This window comes from Planktotalea sp. (assembly GCF_050633725.1).
GTDB lineage: Bacteria > Pseudomonadota > Alphaproteobacteria > Rhodobacterales > Rhodobacteraceae > Planktotalea.
Genome location: NZ_JBOEHB010000014.1, coordinates 13,547 through 31,462, shown reverse-complemented (window position 1 = coordinate 31,462; position 17,916 = coordinate 13,547). Strand labels below are relative to the sequence as shown.

Below are 17,916 nucleotides of genomic sequence, written 5' to 3'. Positions count from 1 at the left end.
TGCTCAACTAAGCCCTATGCGAACCACATCTTACGTGTGACCTGACCGTTCATCAGCTCGCCGTTTGGATCAACGTCCCAACCCGCAAGCTTGTCGCTTACACCGTCAATGAAGTCGTTGAACATTGGGCAAATAAGACCGCCTTCTTCGCGCACAAGCTGGCCCATCTCGGAGTAGAGCGCCTTGCGCTTTGCACCGTCGAGCTCGGCCTTCGCTGCGAGAAGCTTCGCATCAAAGTCTGGGTTTTTGAACTTTGTGTCGTTCCAATCCGCAGAAGAGAGATACGCCGTGGAGTACATCTGATCCTGAACAGGACGACCGCCCCAGTAGGATGCACAGAACGGCTGCTTGTTCCAAACTTCAGACCAGTAGCCATCGTTAGGCTCGCGCTTGATCTCAAGCGGGATGCCAGCTGCTTGGGCAGACTGCTGGAAGAGTTGCGCTGCATCAACCGCGCCCGGGAAGGCACCATCTGCTGTACGCAAGATGATTGGCGATCCGTCATGGCCAGACGCCGCATAGTGCATCTTGGCTTTTTCAACGTCATAAGCGCGCTGCTCGATGCTCTCATCAAACAGTGGGTAGGCCGCGTTGATTGGCATGTCGTTCCCAACAGAGCCGTAGCCACGCAGGATTTTCTCAACCATTTCTTCGCGGTTGATCGCATACTTCAGCGCGAGGCGAAGTTCTTTGTTGTCAAACGGCGCTGTGTCCACATGCATGATGAAGACATAGTGACCGCGGCCCGGAGTGGACTGAACCTGAACACCAGGCGCACGGGACAGAAGGCCCGCGATTTTTGGCTCAAGACGGTTGATCAGATGAACCTGACCGGACTGAAGCGCCGCTGTACGGGCTGTCGCATCGTTGATCGCGAGGATCTCAACCGAATCAAAATGCGCGTCATCGCCCCAGTAGTTGGCATGTTTGGTGTACATGTGACGCACGCCAGGCTCATCGACTTCGACCTTATATGGGCCTGTGCCGATACCTGCCGCAGGATTGTCCATGCCGCCGCCCGGCTGAATGATCAGGTGGTAGTCTGACATCAGGTAAGGAAGGTCAGCGTTGGCATCTTTCAGCGTGACAGAGAACGTGTCGCCCTCAACTTTCATGCTCTCGATATTGCGCATAACGCCGAGTGCACCTGACTTGGATTCCTCATTGGAGTGACGCTCCATCGTCGCGAGAACATCATCGCCTGTCATGGTCTTGCCATTGTGGAATTCAACGCCCTGACGCAGCTTGAACATCCATGTTTTAGCGTCTGGCGTGCTTTCTACGCTTGTTGCAAGGCGTGGTTCGATGGAACCGTCCGGTGCAACTTCAACCAGTGTATCACCGAATTGGCGACCGTTGTGATAGGGAACTTGGCTTGCATATGTCGCTGGATCGAGAGAGTTCGTGCTCTCGCCGCCTGTGGAACCGATCTTCAGATCGCCGCCCTTTTTCGGACCTTCCGCAAGCGCTGCGCTTGCAAACATTGTGCTGGCGGCTGCTGCGCTGACACCAAGTGCGGACGCTTTGCCCATGAACTCACGTCGTGAAAGCTTACCAGCGCCTGCGCGTTTGGCGAGATAGTCAAGTTGGTCTTGCATTTGAGACTCCCAAGTCTGTTATTTTCTCCGCCGCTTCTTAGTTTTGCAGGCGGTTGTTGAGTGTTGCACCGTTAACAATGCGGATTGCGGGCCAGCTATCAAGGATTAAATCCCATTCTTGGCGGTTGCACATCTATAGATTGTCTCGCGCAATGCTGCGTTTCACGTCTTTTTCGAAGATAAGAACGTTGTTTTCATAGGCCTCTATGCGAGCGCTAAGATGAAAGTGGGTCTTGTCCGAGTGCATTTCAGACATCGCTTCCGTACGTAGGGTAATGCCGTCGCGTTCTAACTCATCGCTCCAGTGTGTCTTGCCGCGCGCACTAAGTGGATCGTCTGGATGGATCGACCACCACTCCCGCGCGATAGAGCCGTTGATCAACCCATGATCGCTGTCTTTGACCTTTCCGAAATCGTCGATGATCTCCAATGTGACGGTGCCAGTGGTCCAATCCGTGATGGTTTTGCGGCTGTTTGATCCCTCGCGAAGGGTCTCGACTTTCCATGGCTCATCCGCTTCGGGTGGCTCGAAGACCCATTCGTCTTCGGTACCACTTGGGCGCAGCGGCAGGGCGAGCGTGCCTTCAGTGAGGCTGAGTGTGCTCGCCTCGGGGCTGGGCCAGATCAGCGGCCAATAGGCGTTGGAAACTGCGACGCCCAAACGATGACCCGCGGGTAGGCGGTAGGCAATGTGATCCAGATCGAGCGTTATGGTGATCGGCTGATTTGGGTTGAGCGGAGCAGGCTCGGCGTGGTTTTGATGATGAGAGAGATTAAGCACGCCATAAGTGATGCGCGCGCTGGCTCCGTTTGGCTGGATATCAAGCAAGCGAACAGCAATCTGCGCTTGAGGCTTGTCTGCGCTGAGCGTCAGCGTGATTTGAGGCGCGCCGACGATGTCGCGTGGCTCTGCGAGCGGCTCGGTCTTGAATACAACTGACATCGCGTCATCGCTGCGTTGATCATCGGGCAATTCAGGACCTAGCCAGATTGCGCAGTACTCCCCCGAATGCGCACCGCATGTTTGCGGGGAGGCAACAGTAGCCGTGAATTGCGTCGGTTCTGATTGAAGCGTCTCGGGCGCGAGGTGCCATATTTCGCGTGTCAGCTCTGATGGTTTCTCGTCAATCGCAAGCCAACGACCTGCGCGTTCCGTATGCCAAGACTTTGGCGCAACCGCGTCCATGAGATAAGGGCGATAGAGCGGATCATCCTCGACGCCTGTGTCTTCGCCTTTTAGCCAATGATCCCACCAGCGCAGCGCCTCTTGCAAGAAGCCAATGCGTGGTTCGGGAATGGCGAAATGCGGGTATTTATGCACCCATGGGCCGATGATGGCTTTCGCAGGTGCAGTGACGTTTTCGATAAGCGCAGGCGGCGCGTTTTTGTAGGCATCACCCCAGCCGCCAATTGCGAGTGTGGCTGCTTTGATCTTTGAATAGTCTTCGCAGACCGACCCGTGCTCCCAATAGCTATCGCGCTGTTGATGATCGAGCCAATGGGCGGCGAGAAAGGGTTCGTTTTCTAACCGATCCAGCCAAATCTCGCGCCAATCATCAGGGCGAAGCATTGGATCAGGCGCGCGGGAGGAATAAGACCACATCGTCCCGCTCCACCCGAGGTTTTCGTTCAGCAGGCAGCCGCCCTTGTAGTGGATATCGTCGGCATAGCGATCGACGGTAGAGCAAAGCGTGATGATAGCTTTGAGCGGTTCGGGTTGAAGGGCTGCGACTTGCAACGCGTTAAAGCCACCCCAAGAAATGCCCATCATGCCGACATTGCCATTGCACCACGGCTGCGCCGCGAGCCAGTTGATTGTTTCCACGGCGTCGGCAAGTTCTTGGGCGCTGTATTCGTCCTCCATCAACCCTTCGCTATCGCCATTGCCGCGCATATCGACGCGAATGCAGGCATAGCCGCGTTTGGCGAAATAGGGATGGGTCAGGCAGTCCCGCGCGGTCGTGCCATCGCGTTTGCGGTAGGGCAGGAATTCGAGGATTGCGGGAACGGGTGCATCGCTCGCGTCCCTAGGTATCCACGTTCGTGCAGAGAGGCGGGTGCCGTCGCCCATTATAATGCCAAGGTCGGGATTTTCGGTGATGTCGCGGAGTGTGTTTGATGTCATGCCGCATCGTTCCGCGCATGGGTAGCGGGAGTCAAGATGTGCGTGCTTCGCACGCGCAGGATGTGCCGCTGACGCGGCCGGTTGGGGCGCTGCCCCAAACCCCGGAGTTTTTTGGAAAATGAAGGTGAAAAAGAAAAAGCCCAGCGGTGAGGCTGGGCTTGATCGGTGTACTTGTTTGGAGCGTTTAGTGCAGCTTGGCTGCAACCTCGCCAATTGCGTCGTCGATAAGCGATGTGGCGGATTTCGCCGTCATCTGCTTTGCGATCACGTCGTTCGCGGCGCCGATGGCAACGCCAACGGCTGTGTCGCGTACTTCTTTGACTGCGCCAGCTTCCGCGGATGCGATCTGATCGGCTGCGGCTGCAAGGCGGCGCACGATGGATGCTTCAAGGTCAGCTTTCGCTTCTTCCGCTGCAATTGCCGCGTCTTTCTTGGCAGCTGCTACGATGCGGTCCGCTTGTTCCTGAACTTCTTTTTGCTTGCGCTCGTAAGAAGCAAGAAGCGCCTGAGCTTCTTCGCGAAGCGCTTTGGCTTCGTCAAGTTCGTCGCGGATGCCTTCGGCGCGTTTGTCCAAAAGACCACCGAGCATGCCGGGGACTTTGAATTTGAACAGAACTGCGATGAACAGCAAGAAGCCGAGCAGAACGATGAAGTTCGTGTTGCCGAGCGAGAAGAAAGGTCCGGACGCTGCCAGCGCAGGTTGCGCTGTAACGGCCAGGAGGAGTGCAAGTGCTTTGATGCGCATGACTTTATCCTTTCAAGCGGGCAGCGACAGCCGCGCCCACATCTTTTGCCGAAGCTTTGCCACCCAGAGCAGAGACGATCTCTGCGGCTGTGTCTTTGGCAACTTCTTCAACGCTTGCCAGCGCGCCAGCACGGATTTCGGCGATTGCCTTTTCCGATTCTGCGGCTTTTGCTGCGATCTCTGCATCTGCTTTCGCAATTGCGACGTCGAGATCAGCTTGAATTTCTGCTTTGGTGCTTGCGACGATGTTTTGTGCTTCTGCACGGGCATCTGCGAGCGCCTTGTTGTAAGCTTCTTCAGCTTCGACTGCTTTGGCTTTGAAGTTCTCGGCCGCTGCGATGTCGTTGGTGATCGTTCCTTGACGTTCCGCCAGAACCGAAGCGATGCGAGGCAGCGCGATACGGGACAGGACTAGAAAGATCACTACAAGAGTGAGAACGAGCCAGAATATTTGATTTGGAAACCATTCAAAGCAAAGCTGCGGCATACCAATGGCTGAGCCATGGGAATCCACACATGTGCTGACGGCACCAGTCGTTTCGGTAGCCATGTTTCGTCCTCCGTCGGAACTTTTCTCTACATCGGGCGGCTTGAGGTTGCTCAGGCCGCCCGCGCGTAAGGATTAGATCGTTCGGCTTAGACTGCGAACATAAGCAGAAGGGATACTAGGAATGCGAAGATGCCCAGTGCTTCCGCGAACGCGATACCGATGAAGAGTGTTGCTGTCTGAGAAGCAGCAGCGGATGGGTTGCGCAGAGCGCCAGCCAAGAAGTTGCCTGCAACGTTACCAACACCGATAGCGGCTGCGCCGGAACCGATTGCTGCAAGTCCTGCGCCGATGTGTGCGAGATCGCCTTCCATAATAATTCTCCTTACGATTGGAAGTTTAGATTTGGTCGTAAGGTGCGTGATTTCACGCACCCTGCGTTAGTGATTAGGGTCGTTAGTGTGACGGGTGCAGCGCATCTTTCAGATACACGCAAGTCAGGATGGTAAAGACGTAGGCCTGAATGAAGGCCACCAGTACTTCGAGACCGTACATCGCGGTGATCGCGACAACAGACAGCGGCGAGATCACAGAGATCGCAGCGAAGCCGGCGAAAACCTTGATAACCGCGTGGCCCGCCATGACGTTGCCGGCCAAACGAATGGAGTGGCTAACAGGGCGAACGAAGTAAGAGATAAGTTCGATGATCGCGAGGACCGGACGCAGCGCCATTGGCGCGCTGGAAACCCAGAAGAGACCAAGGAAGCCTGCGCCGTTCTTGACGAAACCAAGGATGGTGACTGTGAAGAACACCGCGAAAGCGAGGATGATTGTAACACCGAAGTGCGACGTTGTTGTGAAGGACATCGGGATCAAGCCAAGAAAGTTGGCGAACACGATGAACATGAACAATGTCATGATGTATGGGAAGTAGGCGAGGCCATCTTTGCCTGTGACGTCTTCAACCATCTTGTAAACGAAACCATACGCCAGCTCACCAATTGACTGGGAGCGGTTCGGGATGATTGCGCGGCGCGATGTGCCGATGACCATGAGGCCGATAACGCAAAGAACAGTGATCGCCATCCAGAGCGTTACGTTTGTGACTGTGTACCAGTGAATTGCATCGCCGCCGAAAAGTGGCTTGATGATGAACTGATCCATTGGGTGAAATACGAGGCTGCTGCCTTCTGCTGCTGCATCTGCACCGTGTGTTTCGCTCGCCATGATATCAGCCCCTTTGTTCGTCGTCGGCCTGTTCGGCCACTTGTTTCGTCTGGATCTCTTGTGCGGTGCGCATCATCGTTTTGACACCCGCCGCGAAACCCAAAAATGTAAACAGCACCAGCATTATCGGGATGGTGCCAAACAGCGTATCCAACCCGTATCCGATGCCAAAACCGATCCCGAGACCGGCAACTAGCTCTGTCACCATCCGCCACCCTTGTTGGGCTTGAGAGTAGTGTTCCTCTGACGCTGGGCCGCCGCTTTGCGTTGCTTTCACCTTGGCAATCTTGTCGTCCAATTGCTTGAGACGGTCGTGATGTTCAGGCTCGGTCAACGGGTCAAATCCCACCTATGAGGTTTAACGATGTGCTAAGGGCGGCGAGCCAATGAGTCAAGCAAACGCTGCGATGCGGCAAGTAGCTGTTATTTATATGTAAAATTACAGTCAACGACTCGTGCGACAGCTGGGCGCAGGCAAAAATTGCGCGAAATTGCAGGTCTTTGTTATTCAACCAAATGGTTGACGATCATCTTCGGGCCGCGTTTATGGGGGACATGAGCAACGCCCTTGATACCGTCTTCGCGGCCCTGGCCGACCCCACCCGCCGCGCGATCCTGTCGATGCTGCTTGAGGATGATATGGCGGTCACAGATGTTGCCGAACCCTTCGAGATGTCGCTCGCAGCGATTTCCAAGCATCTGGTCATCCTCACCAAGGCGGGCCTCATCTCGCAAGAGAAGCGCGGCCGCGTGAAATGGTGCAAGATCGAACCCAACGCGATGAAAGATGCCTCCGTCTGGATGCAAAGCTTCGGTCAGTTCGAAGAACTCGACATGGACGCGTTTGAGAGGTTTTTGGAAGCGGAACTTACAAGCACATCTTAGGGTGCTTTGTAGGCTGGCCGTGTAATCATCTGAAGGCGGATTTGCCGCTCGCTCGCATTGCGCTTCGATCGAGGTAGCGTCTTCAAGTAGGCTTTGATCTGGCGCGAAACTTGCGTGCCATCGACATCGCGCAGCAGCGTGATCGCGCCCCAAGCCATATAGACCGTAAGCAAAGTCGCTATCGCTATGATTGCCAAATGGAACGCCGTGGGTGGCAGCAGACCAGGTAAGAAAAATCTTTGCAAACCATGGGCTAGAACAAAGAATAGCACGAATTTCCATGCGGGTCTCTTCACCGCGGCCTGCGCGATTTCGAAATTCGTACCACTTCCAATCCAAGCTGCCAGAAGAAATAACGAAACCGTAAGAAACGGCCCGATCATAGGTTCCTTCGAAATCAGACCAAATGAATTAGCGAGCAACGCAATGCCAACTGCTACGAAAATGCCAACCCGCAGAATTATGTCGATGTGGATCGCAGTTTTTGAGGGCTTGGGAAAATCGCGTGTAATTGTTTCGAACAGTCTAGGCTGATCAGAGCGGGCGCTCGTTGAAAAAATCGCAGGGTTTGCACTCGAAGGTCTTGCCGTCATGTCTCTTTAACTTTTTTATCTTCAGTCACGAGAGAAAGAAAACCAATCGCAGTGATTTTGCCAGAGCCTGTAAGAGTTATTTGCGGACTGTGTTATAGAGTAGCGACGAGCCCATCATATTTGAAATGTCGGAGAAAACCCCGATGCGCAGCAATCACGTAGCCACAAACCAAGGCATCTGGGATGCCGATGCGCCAAATTGGGTGGAGGTTGGCGAAAAACTCTGGCGCGCCGAGGCACCTGAATGGGGTAACTGGGGCAATCCCGAAGCCTCCCTGAACATGCTCCCACCCGACATGAGCGACAAGGACGCAATCGAGCTTGGCTGCGGCACCGCTTATGTCTCCGCTTGGATGGCGCGGCGGGGCGCGACCGTGACAGCGATCGATGTCTCCCCCGAGCAACTCTCAACTGCGCGCCGACTTGCGAAAGAGCATGAGACGGATATCACGTTTATCGAAGGTAATGCCGAAGAAACCGGTCTGCCCGACGCCTCATTCGATTTTGCAATTTCCGAATACGGCGCGGCGATCTGGTGCCCGCCAGACCTTTGGCTGCGCGAGGCCTGGCGCTTGCTGCGCCCCGGCGGGCAGTTGGTTTTCCTCGGGAACCATCCTTTGTCACTTATCTGCTCGCCGCTTGATGGCGCGCCTGCCAATCTAACGCTTCACCGCCCCTATCGCGATATGTGGGGTGCGGATTGGACGAAAGTGGAGTTCGAGCCCAGCGGCGTTTGCTTCAACCTGACCATGGCCGATTGGATGGCGCTCTTTGCCGAGATCGGGTTCAAAGTGGATAAATACCAAGAAGTCTACGCCCCTGACTGGGCCAAAGGCGAGCGCGGTGCAGTCCCTGCGGACTGGGCCAAGTCCTATCCGATAGAGCAGGTTTGGCACTTGTCCAAACCCGCCTAGCAACAGCAGCGGCCACGGGATCAGCCCCTATAGTTACTCAATTCGCTATACGATTGTCTCATGTTTGGACCGAAGCAGCCTCTGCCGAGTATGTTTCCAAGATTTGCGATTTCATCGGCTTCTCTTCGTCGCGTCCCGTTTGGGTTCTATCGGACAAGACAAGCGGAGGCGGGTGAAGTGGTGCAAGATCGAACCCAACGCGATGAAAGAGGCCTCCGTGTGGATGCAAAGCTTTGGTCGGTTCGATGAGCTGGACATGGATGCGTTCGAGCGTTTTTTAAGACGGAGCTGGAGGGGGGGAAATATCACAAAACCACCAATCCTGGCCCAACCATCAAACTGGTAATTCTAGTCCTATATCGTTGATCGAAACCAGTCGTAGCTGATTGGTTCATCAAATGCCTCGGGAATGCGTTCTTTTATTTTTCCTATCAGTGGTAGAATTTTATTCCATGCATTGTTTGCAAGTCGGTTTGCTTCTACGATCTCTATTTCAAAACGCTCCCGTTCTCCCATTAACTCAAATGGAACGATACTCGCCCGTCCGAAATCGTCTGATACAGAGTGTTGCGTGATGTATTGGGCGAATATTTCTAGTTCTCGGCAGAAGTCATCTAGAAGCGGCGCGACCCGTTTGTCTTGGAAAAACACTATGCCTATTTTGTATTCATGATCAAAGGCGAATACCTCTGAAAGGTATCGCTTTTCGATCGAGCTATGAAAATCGTGGTCTTTTAAGACATGTTTTAATTTGTCCGAAGCATAGGACACTAACTCGCGTGCTAGACGTATGTCGTTCTTTGTCGCAGCGCGGTAGATCACCTCGTCGCTTTCTTTGACTTCAGTCATAATCCAAACACCGAGTGCAATTAGGAAAGCAAACAGCGCTTCTTCACGATCAAGTAGTGCCGATCCGCGAGGCCAAAGAAACCAAGCTAGCATGGCGATGACTATCAGCCCCGAAAAAATCCGCGCCATCGTTTGATAATATCGTTGTATCATATCTGAACCATTTATTGCGAGATTTACCCCCTCAGCGCAGGCAACCCAACCCCTGTACTCTCAAACCCACCATCAGATGCAATCACTTGCCCTGTCACATAGCTCGCCTCATCCGAGCACAAGAACGTAATCACCGAGGCAATCTCGTCCTCTGAGCCATAGCGGTTCAACGGGATCGCGTCGTGATAGGCGTCGATGATCTCTTGCGTATGCACGGCCATCGCCAGTTTCGTGCGCACGGGGCCGGGGCAGACGCAGTTGGCGCGAATGCCATATTCGCCAAGTTCCGCCGCTTGCTGTTTGGTCAAATGGATCACTGCGGCCTTGGAGGTGCCATAGGCCACGCGCAGGGTCGAAGCGCGCAGGCCAGAAATCGAGGCGATGTTCACAATCGCGCCTTTGCTGGCTTTGAGCGCATCGGTTGCCGCCTGACTCATCAAGAAAGTGCCATCGAGGTTGATCGCCATAACGGCGCGCCAGCGGGCGAAGTCTGTCTCTGCGATAGGGCCGAAATCGGCGATACCGGCATTGTTGACCAGCGCATCGATCTGGCCGAATGCGGCAAGCGTTTCAGCGATGGTCTTCTCCACCTGATCAGGTTGGGAAATGTCATATGGCAGGGCGAGCACGTCCGAGAGGTCTTTGGACGCTATCCCCAACTCATCGGCATCCCAATCCACCATCACAACGCGCCAGCCTTTGGCAAGGAATTGCTTGGTCGTGGCGAGGCCAATGCCGCGCGCGGCGCCTGTGACGATGGCTGTTTTCATTTTGATCCCCTTGATTGTTCATGCTCAAAGCGCTGGCGCGCGATAGCCTCGTTGGATTGCGCCTTGATGTCGTCGCGCAGGCTTTGCTCGACATAGCCGAGATGGGCAACGACAGCCGCGCGCGCGCCAATCGGGTCGCGCGCCTGCAAAGCGTCGTTGATTTTCGCGTGCTGCTCGAGAAGCGTGTCGCGCGTTGTGCGCTGTTTGAACATGATCTGGCGGTTGTAAAAAACACCCTCGCGCAAGAGCTGATACATGGAGCGCATCATGTGTAGCATAATTACGTTATGGCTGGCCTCAATAATGGCGAGATGGAACTCCGCATCAAGCTGCGCTTCTGCCTCGGGCGCGATCTTGTCGTGGGCGCTTTGCATCTTGCGATAGACTGCATCAATGACTTGCAAATCAGTGTCCGAGCCAAGCCGCGCCGCGCGCTCTGCCGCGAGCCCTTCCATGTCGCGGCGGAAGGAAAGGTAGTCAAAAACCGCTTCGTCGTTGCGCGCAAACAGGCGGGTGAGGGCAGGGGAAAAGGCAGAGCCAAGAACATCCGCCACGAACACGCCTGCGCCTGCTTTGCTGCTCAGTAGCCCGTCGTCTTGCAAGCTCGCAATCGCTTCGCGTAACGACGGGCGCGATACGCCGAGCCGTTCGGACAGTTCACGCTCTGACGGAAGGCGCTCGCCGGGGCGCAGAATGCCGCGCAGGATCAGCCCTTCGATTTGGTGAATGACAGCCGTAGAGAGCTTTTCGGGTTCGACAGGTCGGAAGGGCATCGCGCGCTTTCATCTGAGATTGGTCAAGTTATATGACCGCATGCCCGTGACATCAAGCGACGGGCGGGGGCCAGCCCCCGCACCCCCGGAGTTTATTCAGGAAAATGAAGTTAGGCCTGTTTGGGCAAGAAGGCCTCAACGGCGGCGGTGGCGATCACGATAGTATCGCCTGTGTCGGGGTTTTCGACGTTTAGGCCCCCGTGGGTGGCTGTGATCGTCGCCGTGCCACGCGGAAGCGCGGATTTGAGCGCTTCGGTGTTGAGCTTTTCGGGCTCTTGCACGCCGATCGTCACCTGCACGCGCATATCTGTGTGGGGGATATTGCGCGCGGCGAGCATGGGGATGGAGGAATGTCGTATCGCATCCTCAATCGCGCGGGCGGCGGCTTTGGTGTAATCCATCCCGTACTGATCGTTGCCACTGCCCATTTCGATAATGAAACGTTGATCTGTTGCTTCGCTCATATCGCTGGCTCCAAATCGAGGGAAACATTGATCGCCACCGTTGCAATCACCGTGGGCTTGCCATCAGGGCGCGGCACATCAAGGCCGCCTTTGGCTGGGTTGATGGTGATCTGCCCATAGGGAAAGATAGATTTCAGCGCCTCTGTGTCGAGTTGATCCGGCTGCTGCACGCCCACCTCCACATCAATCAACATCGCGTCTTTGTCTTTGCCAAACAGCTCTGCCAGATTGATAGAATTGTGCCAAAGTGCATCTTGGAGAGCACGCTTCGCGGCCTGCGTGTAGTCCTGCCGCCTCAGGCTCGCGCCTTGGCCGAATTCAGTGAGAAGGCGGGTTTTGGGCACTTAAAACTCCACCCCAATCTGCGCCTTAATCCCTGAGCGGAACGGATGTTTCACCAGCTCCATCTCGGTCACCAGATCGGCGATCTCGATCAGCTCTTCTTTGGCATTGCGGCCCGTTAATACAACATGGGTCATATGCGGCTTCTCGGTAGCCAAGAACTCAACCACCTCGTTCACGTCGATGTAATCATAGCGCAGCGCGATGTTGATCTCGTCCAGCAGCACCATTTTGTTGCTCTCGTCGCGGATCAGCTCTTTGGCCTTTTCCCAAGCGGCCTGCGCCATCTCAGTGTCGCGGTCGCGGTCCTGCGTTTCCCACGTAAATCCTTCGCCCATCGTGTGGAATGAACAAATGTCTGAGAACTTGCCGAGGATCAGATCACGCTCGCCCGTGCTCATCCCGCCCTTGATGAACTGCACAACGCCGCATTTCATATCATGCGCGATGTGGCGGAAAATCATCCCGAACGCGGCAGAGCTTTTGCCCTTCCCTTTGCCCGTATGAACAATGATCAGACCCTTTTCATCGGTCTTGGTCGCCATGATCTTGTCGCGTGCGGCCTTCTTCTTGGCCATCTTCATCGCGTGACGTTCTGAATCGCTCATGTGGTGCCTCTTTCGCGCTAGGTTTGGATGACCATAGGCAAGAAGCGGGAAAGAAAAAAGGGCGCTTGATCAACTCAAACGCCCTTTTCCTCATTTATAGAAACTTAGATTACTCAGCTGGAACCGCGTTCACAGGAGCTGCGCTAAAGTGCTGGCGGTTCAGGCGGAAGACCATGGCGATTGCGATCAATTGCATTGCGATGGCAACTGCAGTGAAGGCCCAATACGCGGTGCCGAACTTGGTGATTACATCCGCCGCAACAAGACCCTTGTTGATGAAGAAGTGGCCCATCACAGAGAGCGCAACAAAGGGGCAAACCAAGGCGTAGGAACCAACGGATGTTTTCTCGCCGATCACGAAGTCATTCCAGTAGCCCTGTATCTTGAGAACCGCGAGGCCAAGACCGAGGAAGGCAAACTGAACACCCAGCAATTTGGCTGTCAGCATCATTGTTTCCGCAGGTGCGCCATGCACGTCAAAGAGCGTGTGAAGGCCGTGGTTCTGACGCAGCATCATGATGCCAAGAACAGTCATCAAAGGCACGGTGATCATCAGCGTCGGGGCAACTTCACGCGCCGCGCCGTGACGGATCATGCCGAGGATACCAGCAAAGATCGCCAGAGTTGCGTAGATCGCTGCGATCACGCCGATGATTGTGGACATCACCAAAGACGTGGCGACGGTTGTTTTGACCATGCTCATTGCGGCAGGGGCGGACATGCCAACCGCAGTCATTGCGAGGGCAAAACCGGGAAGCGCCTGTGCGAAAGATCCGTTCGCTGTTTCGTCAAAGCTACCGTCGGCGATCACGTTACCGATGAAGCTGCCGATCATGCGCAAAGCAAGGCCAGCGATTAATGCAAAGACAACAAGTGCGATTGGGAAGAGGTATTCAATGATGCCCCAAAGGCCCGGCACGAAAACGAGGCCAACGATGAACAGCGCATTCACGGTCATGGCAAGCGCGAGTGGCATCGCCAATTGTGTAGAGGCTGCGTTGGATTTCGCGAATTTCGCATAGCCTTCGGATTTCTTGAAGGCAGAGAATTCTTTCAGGTTCCAGATCAGGGACTTGAGGTTCAGGATGGTAAAGCCTGCGATGCCGACAACCGCGATGACGATCGCAGTTTGCATTGCGAAGCTACCCGTTTGGAAGGCGCTCATGATGTCACTGAAGATCGGGACGGGGCGGCCGGGATGCGGCACCCAGAACATCAGGAACATGAAGAACGTAACGCTAAGACCGCCGGCACCGAGGGAGGCGAGGAAGTAGAGCGGCGCGTAGCTTTGCGACGCGACTGAGGAACGGGTCTGCATGGGATTTCCTTTCGCAGTAATTCATATTCAATATTATGAATATAAATACATGCAAAAAATGGAATGTGAAGTGCGAAAGACGCACCTCAGCTATGCGCGCACTGCATTGAACGCGACGTAAATTCGGATTTTCAGGAGGTTACTGGGCCAAAAGGCCTGCAATCCGCGCACGGGCAGAGTTTGACCGTGGCGTCCAAAGCCCGCGATCTATTGCCTCTTGGAATCGCTCTGCCATCTCTTGCAGGGCTGGTGCGTTGTGCTCTTCGATGAACTCGCGGGTGTCGTCGTCCTCAAGGAAGGCCGATTCCACGAGGTCGAAATGATGGTTCTGCACCGCGCCGGTGGTGGCGGCAAAGGCGAAGAGATAATCAACCGTCGCGGCCATCTCGAAGGCACCTTTATAGCCGTGGCGTTTGACGCCGTCGATCCATTTGGGGTTCACCACGCGGCTGCGCACCACGCGGCCGATTTCTTCGTCCAGCGTGCGAATGACGGGTCGTTCAGGGCGCGAATGATCGTTGTGATAGATCGGACGATCATGGCCTTGCAGGGTGGATACCGCAGCAGCAGCGCCGCCTTCGAACTGGTAATAATCGTCGCTGTCGAGCAGATCGTGTTCGCGGTTGTCTTGGTTTTGCACAATGGCTTCGGTCTGTTTCAGACGCGTTTCAAAACCTTTGCGATCCCGCTTTCCTTCGCTCCCTGCGCCATAAGCATAGCTGCCCCATTCGAGGTAGGCTTCAGCAAGATCAGCCTTATCTGCCCAGAGCCGTTCGTCAATCATCGCTTGAAGGCCCGCGCCATAGGCACCGGGTTTGGAGCCGAACACGCGGGAGGTATTTCCCTCACTTTTGGCACGTGCGGCACCGGGGTTTTGATCGGCGGATTCATCTAAGGCCATGACAGCCTTTGCGGCGCTATCGACCAGCGAGATAAGCTGAGGAAACGCGTCGCGGAAGAAGCCCGAGATACGCAGGGTGACATCCACGCGGGGGCGACCAAGAACGCCTTCAGGGAGCACTTCAAAGCCAGTGACACGGCGGTTGGCACTGTCCCATTTCGGCTTGACCCCCATGAGGGCAAGGGCCTGTGCAATATCATCACCGCCCGTGCGCATGTTGGCGGTGCCCCATGCGGTGAGCAGCATCGTGCGGGGCCAATCCCCGTGGGTTTGCAAGTGCTTTTCGATCAGCAGATTGGCGGATTTCCAACCCAGGGCCCAAGCGGTTGGCGTCGGAACCGCGCGGCTATCGACGGAGAAGAAGTTGCGCCCTGTGGGTAGCACGTCAAGGCGTCCACGGGTCGGAGCGCCAGAAGGGGCGGGGGCGACGAACTTGCCATCTAGAGCCTTGAGAAGACCGTTCATTTCGGAGGGACCGCAAGAGCGCAGATTGGGTAGGACTTCAGCGTGCAGCGTTTCCAAAACGAGGGCGGTGGCCGAGAAATGCTCCGGCGTTTCACTCCATTGAATTGCGTGTTGGGCAAGCAATTCCAAACGCTCAACCGTGTCGCCGTTTGAGCGCCATGTGTCGGGGCCCATGCTTTCGAGAAACTTGTGCCGTGGGCCGTTGTAAGCTGCGCCCATTTCGCAATCGAGCGGGTCAATATCAACGCCGCAATCTTCCGCTAAAGCGCGGATCAAAGAGGCATCGCCACCCGTTCCATTCCCACGTGGGACACGGACCAAAGCAATTGCCAAGTCGCGTTCCAGATCGTCCACAGGGGAGGTGCCAAAGATATGCAGCCCGTCTCTGATTTGGGCTTCTTTCAGCTCGCACAGATAGGAGTCAAGCTTGGCCAGATCACTGTCTTCGTCGGTGCCGGTCAGCCCTGCATCTTTGTCGAGACCCGTTGAGGAAGTCATGCTCAGGATTTCGCGGCGTAGGTAGTCGATGCGGCGCGGATCAACGCCAGCGGCTTCATAGTATTCATCCACCAAAGCCTCTAGGTCTTTCAAAGGCCCATAGGTTTCCGCCCGCGCCAAAGGCGGAGTCAGATGGTCGATAATCACCGCCTGCGCGCGGCGTTTGGCTTGGGTGCCTTCACCGGGGTCATTCACGATGAACGGATAGATATGCGGTGTCGGACCGAAGACGGCTTCGGGCATGCAGTCTTGGGACAAAGCAATCGCTTTGCCTGGAAGCCATTCGAGGTTGCCGTGCTTGCCCATATGCACAATCGCGTGGCAGCCCTGCACGTGACGCAGCCAAATGTAGAAGGCGAGATAATTGTGCGGAGGGGCGAGATCGGGGGAGTGATAGGTGTCGGTCGGATCAATGTTATAGCCGCGTGCGGGCTGGATGCCGACAGTCGCGTTGCCAAATTTCAGGATCGAGAGCTTGAACCCCTCAGGCGTAAGAAACGGGTCATTCTCAGGCGCGCCCCAGCGGTCGGTGATCTGATCCCTGACATCAAGGGGTAGCGTCGCGAAATGCTGTTTGTAGAGGTCGAGCGGTAGGAGTTCACCGCCTTCCGTGCCAGCGCGGTCCGTCAGCCAGTTGGTTGGACCCGCCATAACCTCTGCCATAAGCGCATCGCTGTTGCTCGGGTTATTAACCACGCCGTAACCGTTGTCTTTGAGCGCATGTAGCGCGTTCACGGTGGCGGCGGGCGTGTCGAGGCCGACGCCATTGGCGAGGCGGCCGTCTTTGTTGGGGTAGTTCGCCAGAACCAAGGAAACTTGACGATTTTCAGGGGAAATCACCCGCAAATTGGCCCAATTGGCGGCAAGTTTCGCGACGAAACCGATTCGATCCCCCTGCGCGCGATAGGTCGCGATGGGGCATTCGGTGGCCTCATCGAAATATGCTTCGCCCTTGAAAGAGACCGCTCTGGAAAGGATTCGTCCATCAACTTCTGGTAAGGCCACGTTCATCGCGATGTCGCGGCCAGAGAGGCCTGTGAGACCGCTCGCCCATGCTTCTTCGGTAGAGGCGGAGAGCACGGTTTGGAAGATTGGCGCGTCATTGGCGGCGGGCATGGTGAGCGGGTTGCTCGGCGCGTTATCGCCCGCGTGGGGCGAGCCGACGGCGAAGGATGTGCAGTTCAGGATGACAGCGGGCGGCGCGTCAGTGAAGACCTGCTGAAGCGTTGCGACGCTGACGGGATCTTTGAGCGAAGCCACGAACAGCGGGAGGGGGTTGAGACCCTCTTTCAGCAAGGCGCGCGTCAGGCGGTTGATCGGATGCAGGCCCGCGCCCTGCACCAAGGCACGATAGAAAATGATCGGCACAACAGGCGCGCCGTCTGTCCAATCCGCGCGCGCGGCGTCGAGGTTGGAAATGCCCGCGCCCGGCCAATAGACGCCAGCGCGCAAGAGCGGCGCAGCAGCGCTGGGATTTTCGCCGCCATCCAGCATGGATTTCGCATAGCGCAGCAGGTTCTGCGCATTGTCCGGACCGCCTTCAACGCAATAGGCCCAAAGCGCGTCATAGTCTTCGTCGCTTACGGTGCTGAGGCGGCGCAATTCCTCGTCGGGTTTGTCGTCACCGGGGAGCAGGGCGAGGGGAACACCCGCCTCGTGCATTTGCGCCGCGTATTGCTCTGCCCCGTATTTCCAGTATCCCACGCCGCCAAGGACGCGCGCGATCACAAGGCGCGATTTGCTGGCGCATTCGTCGATGTGCAGATCGACCGACATGGGGTGCATCAGGTGCATCATGGAGGCAAGGCGCAGCGTTAGGGGCGTCTCGATCTGCGCGCGCGCATCAGAGAGCGCGGCGAGTTCCGTATCTGCCGCCGAAATGATCACCACATCCGCAGGGGTTTGGCCCAAATCAACAGGTTCTTTGCCGTCGTCAATGGAACCAGGCGTGGCGGCGAGCAGGTGCATGAAAGAAACCTATCAGTTGTGCGCAGGTCGCGCTTGGTGCATTGCGGGGGCAAGCAAAAGGAATGAGCTATGACCAGCAAGAACCCAGACGCGCCGAATTTTGGCAGCAATACGTATAACAAGCATGACGATCATAAGGGTCACGCGCCCCGCCGTGCGCGCGGCAAGAAGCGTTTGACCAAAGAAGAGATGGTCGCGCAGATGAAAAAGAACGCTGAGGCGAAGAAGTAAGA

At 55.9% G+C, this 17,916-nt stretch carries 19 protein-coding genes; 3 read left to right on the top strand and 16 right to left on the bottom strand.

The annotated features are described in order from the left end of the window. Window positions 1-14: 14 nt before the first annotated feature. The 7 genes from ACRBCU_RS12880 to ACRBCU_RS12850 form a co-directional block, all read right to left on the bottom strand. On the bottom strand, window positions 15-1,598 hold the full coding sequence (locus ACRBCU_RS12880) for an ABC transporter substrate-binding protein (RefSeq protein WP_431365797.1): 1,584 nt from the start codon (window positions 1,596-1,598) through the stop codon (window positions 15-17). 133 nt (window positions 1,599-1,731) lie between these two features. After that, entirely contained in the window at window positions 1,732-3,723 is a 1,992-nt protein-coding gene (locus ACRBCU_RS12875; protein ID WP_431365796.1) for a CocE/NonD family hydrolase, read from the bottom strand. A gap of 184 nt (window positions 3,724-3,907) precedes the next feature. Beyond that, entirely contained in the window at window positions 3,908-4,468 is a 561-nt protein-coding gene (locus ACRBCU_RS12870) for a F0F1 ATP synthase subunit B (RefSeq protein WP_431365795.1), read from the bottom strand. Between the two features lie 4 nt (window positions 4,469-4,472). Continuing rightward, window positions 4,473-5,018, bottom strand: a complete 546-nt coding sequence (locus tag ACRBCU_RS12865; RefSeq protein ID WP_431365794.1) for a F0F1 ATP synthase subunit B' — start codon at window positions 5,016-5,018, stop codon at window positions 4,473-4,475. 86 nt (window positions 5,019-5,104) lie between these two features. Further along, window positions 5,105-5,329: a F0F1 ATP synthase subunit C gene (locus ACRBCU_RS12860; protein WP_005981269.1), complete on the bottom strand. Its 225-nt coding sequence runs from the start codon at window positions 5,327-5,329 to the stop codon at window positions 5,105-5,107. 82 nt (window positions 5,330-5,411) lie between these two features. Further along, the gene (locus ACRBCU_RS12855; protein ID WP_431365793.1) at window positions 5,412-6,182 is read right to left on the bottom strand and encodes a F0F1 ATP synthase subunit A; all 771 of its coding nucleotides are present in this window, start codon (window positions 6,180-6,182) and stop codon (window positions 5,412-5,414) included. 4 nt (window positions 6,183-6,186) lie between these two features. Then, on the bottom strand, window positions 6,187-6,516 hold the full coding sequence (locus tag ACRBCU_RS12850) for an AtpZ/AtpI family protein (RefSeq protein ID WP_431365792.1): 330 nt from the start codon (window positions 6,514-6,516) through the stop codon (window positions 6,187-6,189). Between the two features lie 221 nt (window positions 6,517-6,737). Here ACRBCU_RS12850 and ACRBCU_RS12845 point away from each other — a divergent pair, with 221 nt between their 5' ends. Beyond that, window positions 6,738-7,067 carry an ArsR/SmtB family transcription factor gene (locus tag ACRBCU_RS12845; protein ID WP_431365791.1) on the top strand — a complete coding sequence of 110 codons (330 nt, stop codon included), beginning with the start codon at window positions 6,738-6,740 and terminating at the stop codon, window positions 7,065-7,067. On the opposite strand, the gene ACRBCU_RS12840 is transcribed toward ACRBCU_RS12845, so the two are convergent. Beyond that, window positions 7,064-7,660: a hypothetical protein gene (locus ACRBCU_RS12840; protein ID WP_431365790.1), complete on the bottom strand. Its 597-nt coding sequence runs from the start codon at window positions 7,658-7,660 to the stop codon at window positions 7,064-7,066. The genes ACRBCU_RS12845 and ACRBCU_RS12840 overlap by 4 nt on opposite strands. A gap of 143 nt (window positions 7,661-7,803) precedes the next feature. On the opposite strand from ACRBCU_RS12840, the gene ACRBCU_RS12835 reads away from it, so the two are divergent. After that, window positions 7,804-8,574, top strand: coding sequence for a class I SAM-dependent methyltransferase (locus ACRBCU_RS12835; RefSeq protein ID WP_431365789.1), 771 nt, complete (start codon window positions 7,804-7,806; stop codon window positions 8,572-8,574). A gap of 354 nt (window positions 8,575-8,928) precedes the next feature. Here the strand turns inward: ACRBCU_RS12835 and ACRBCU_RS12830 are convergent, their stop codons facing one another. The 8 genes from ACRBCU_RS12830 to cobN all read right to left on the bottom strand — a co-directional run bounded on the left by ACRBCU_RS12830 (window position 8,929) and on the right by cobN (window position 17,683). Next, on the bottom strand, window positions 8,929-9,576 hold the full coding sequence (locus tag ACRBCU_RS12830) for a hypothetical protein (protein WP_431365788.1): 648 nt from the start codon (window positions 9,574-9,576) through the stop codon (window positions 8,929-8,931). 23 nt (window positions 9,577-9,599) lie between these two features. Continuing rightward, window positions 9,600-10,346, bottom strand: a complete 747-nt coding sequence (locus tag ACRBCU_RS12825; RefSeq protein WP_431365787.1) for an SDR family NAD(P)-dependent oxidoreductase — start codon at window positions 10,344-10,346, stop codon at window positions 9,600-9,602. Further along, a complete protein-coding gene (locus ACRBCU_RS12820) occupies window positions 10,343-11,119 on the bottom strand; it encodes a FadR/GntR family transcriptional regulator (RefSeq protein WP_431365786.1) in 777 nt (258 codons plus the stop codon). Before ACRBCU_RS12820 ends, ACRBCU_RS12825 begins: the two co-directional genes overlap by 4 nt. Window positions 11,120-11,229: 110 nt before the next feature. Further along, window positions 11,230-11,583 (bottom strand): Lin0512 family protein, encoded by a 354-nt coding sequence (locus ACRBCU_RS12815; RefSeq protein ID WP_431365785.1) that lies wholly within the window; start codon window positions 11,581-11,583, stop codon window positions 11,230-11,232. Continuing rightward, window positions 11,580-11,927, bottom strand: coding sequence for a Lin0512 family protein (locus ACRBCU_RS12810; protein ID WP_431365784.1), 348 nt, complete (start codon window positions 11,925-11,927; stop codon window positions 11,580-11,582). The genes ACRBCU_RS12815 and ACRBCU_RS12810 overlap by 4 nt, the downstream gene beginning before the upstream one ends. After that, window positions 11,928-12,533 (bottom strand): cob(I)yrinic acid a,c-diamide adenosyltransferase, encoded by a 606-nt coding sequence (cobO, locus tag ACRBCU_RS12805; RefSeq protein WP_431365783.1) that lies wholly within the window; start codon window positions 12,531-12,533, stop codon window positions 11,928-11,930. 109 nt (window positions 12,534-12,642) lie between these two features. Further along, entirely contained in the window at window positions 12,643-13,851 is a 1,209-nt protein-coding gene (locus ACRBCU_RS12800) for a TsoY family (seleno)protein (RefSeq protein ID WP_431365782.1), read from the bottom strand. A 139-nt stretch (window positions 13,852-13,990) separates the two neighbouring features. After that, window positions 13,991-17,683 (bottom strand): cobaltochelatase subunit CobN, encoded by a 3,693-nt coding sequence (gene cobN, locus ACRBCU_RS12795; RefSeq protein ID WP_431365781.1) that lies wholly within the window; start codon window positions 17,681-17,683, stop codon window positions 13,991-13,993. Between the two features lie 69 nt (window positions 17,684-17,752). Here cobN and ACRBCU_RS12790 point away from each other — a divergent pair, with 69 nt between their 5' ends. Then, window positions 17,753-17,914, top strand: coding sequence for a hypothetical protein (locus ACRBCU_RS12790; RefSeq protein ID WP_431365780.1), 162 nt, complete (start codon window positions 17,753-17,755; stop codon window positions 17,912-17,914). The last annotated feature ends 2 nt before the right edge of the window (window positions 17,915-17,916 follow it).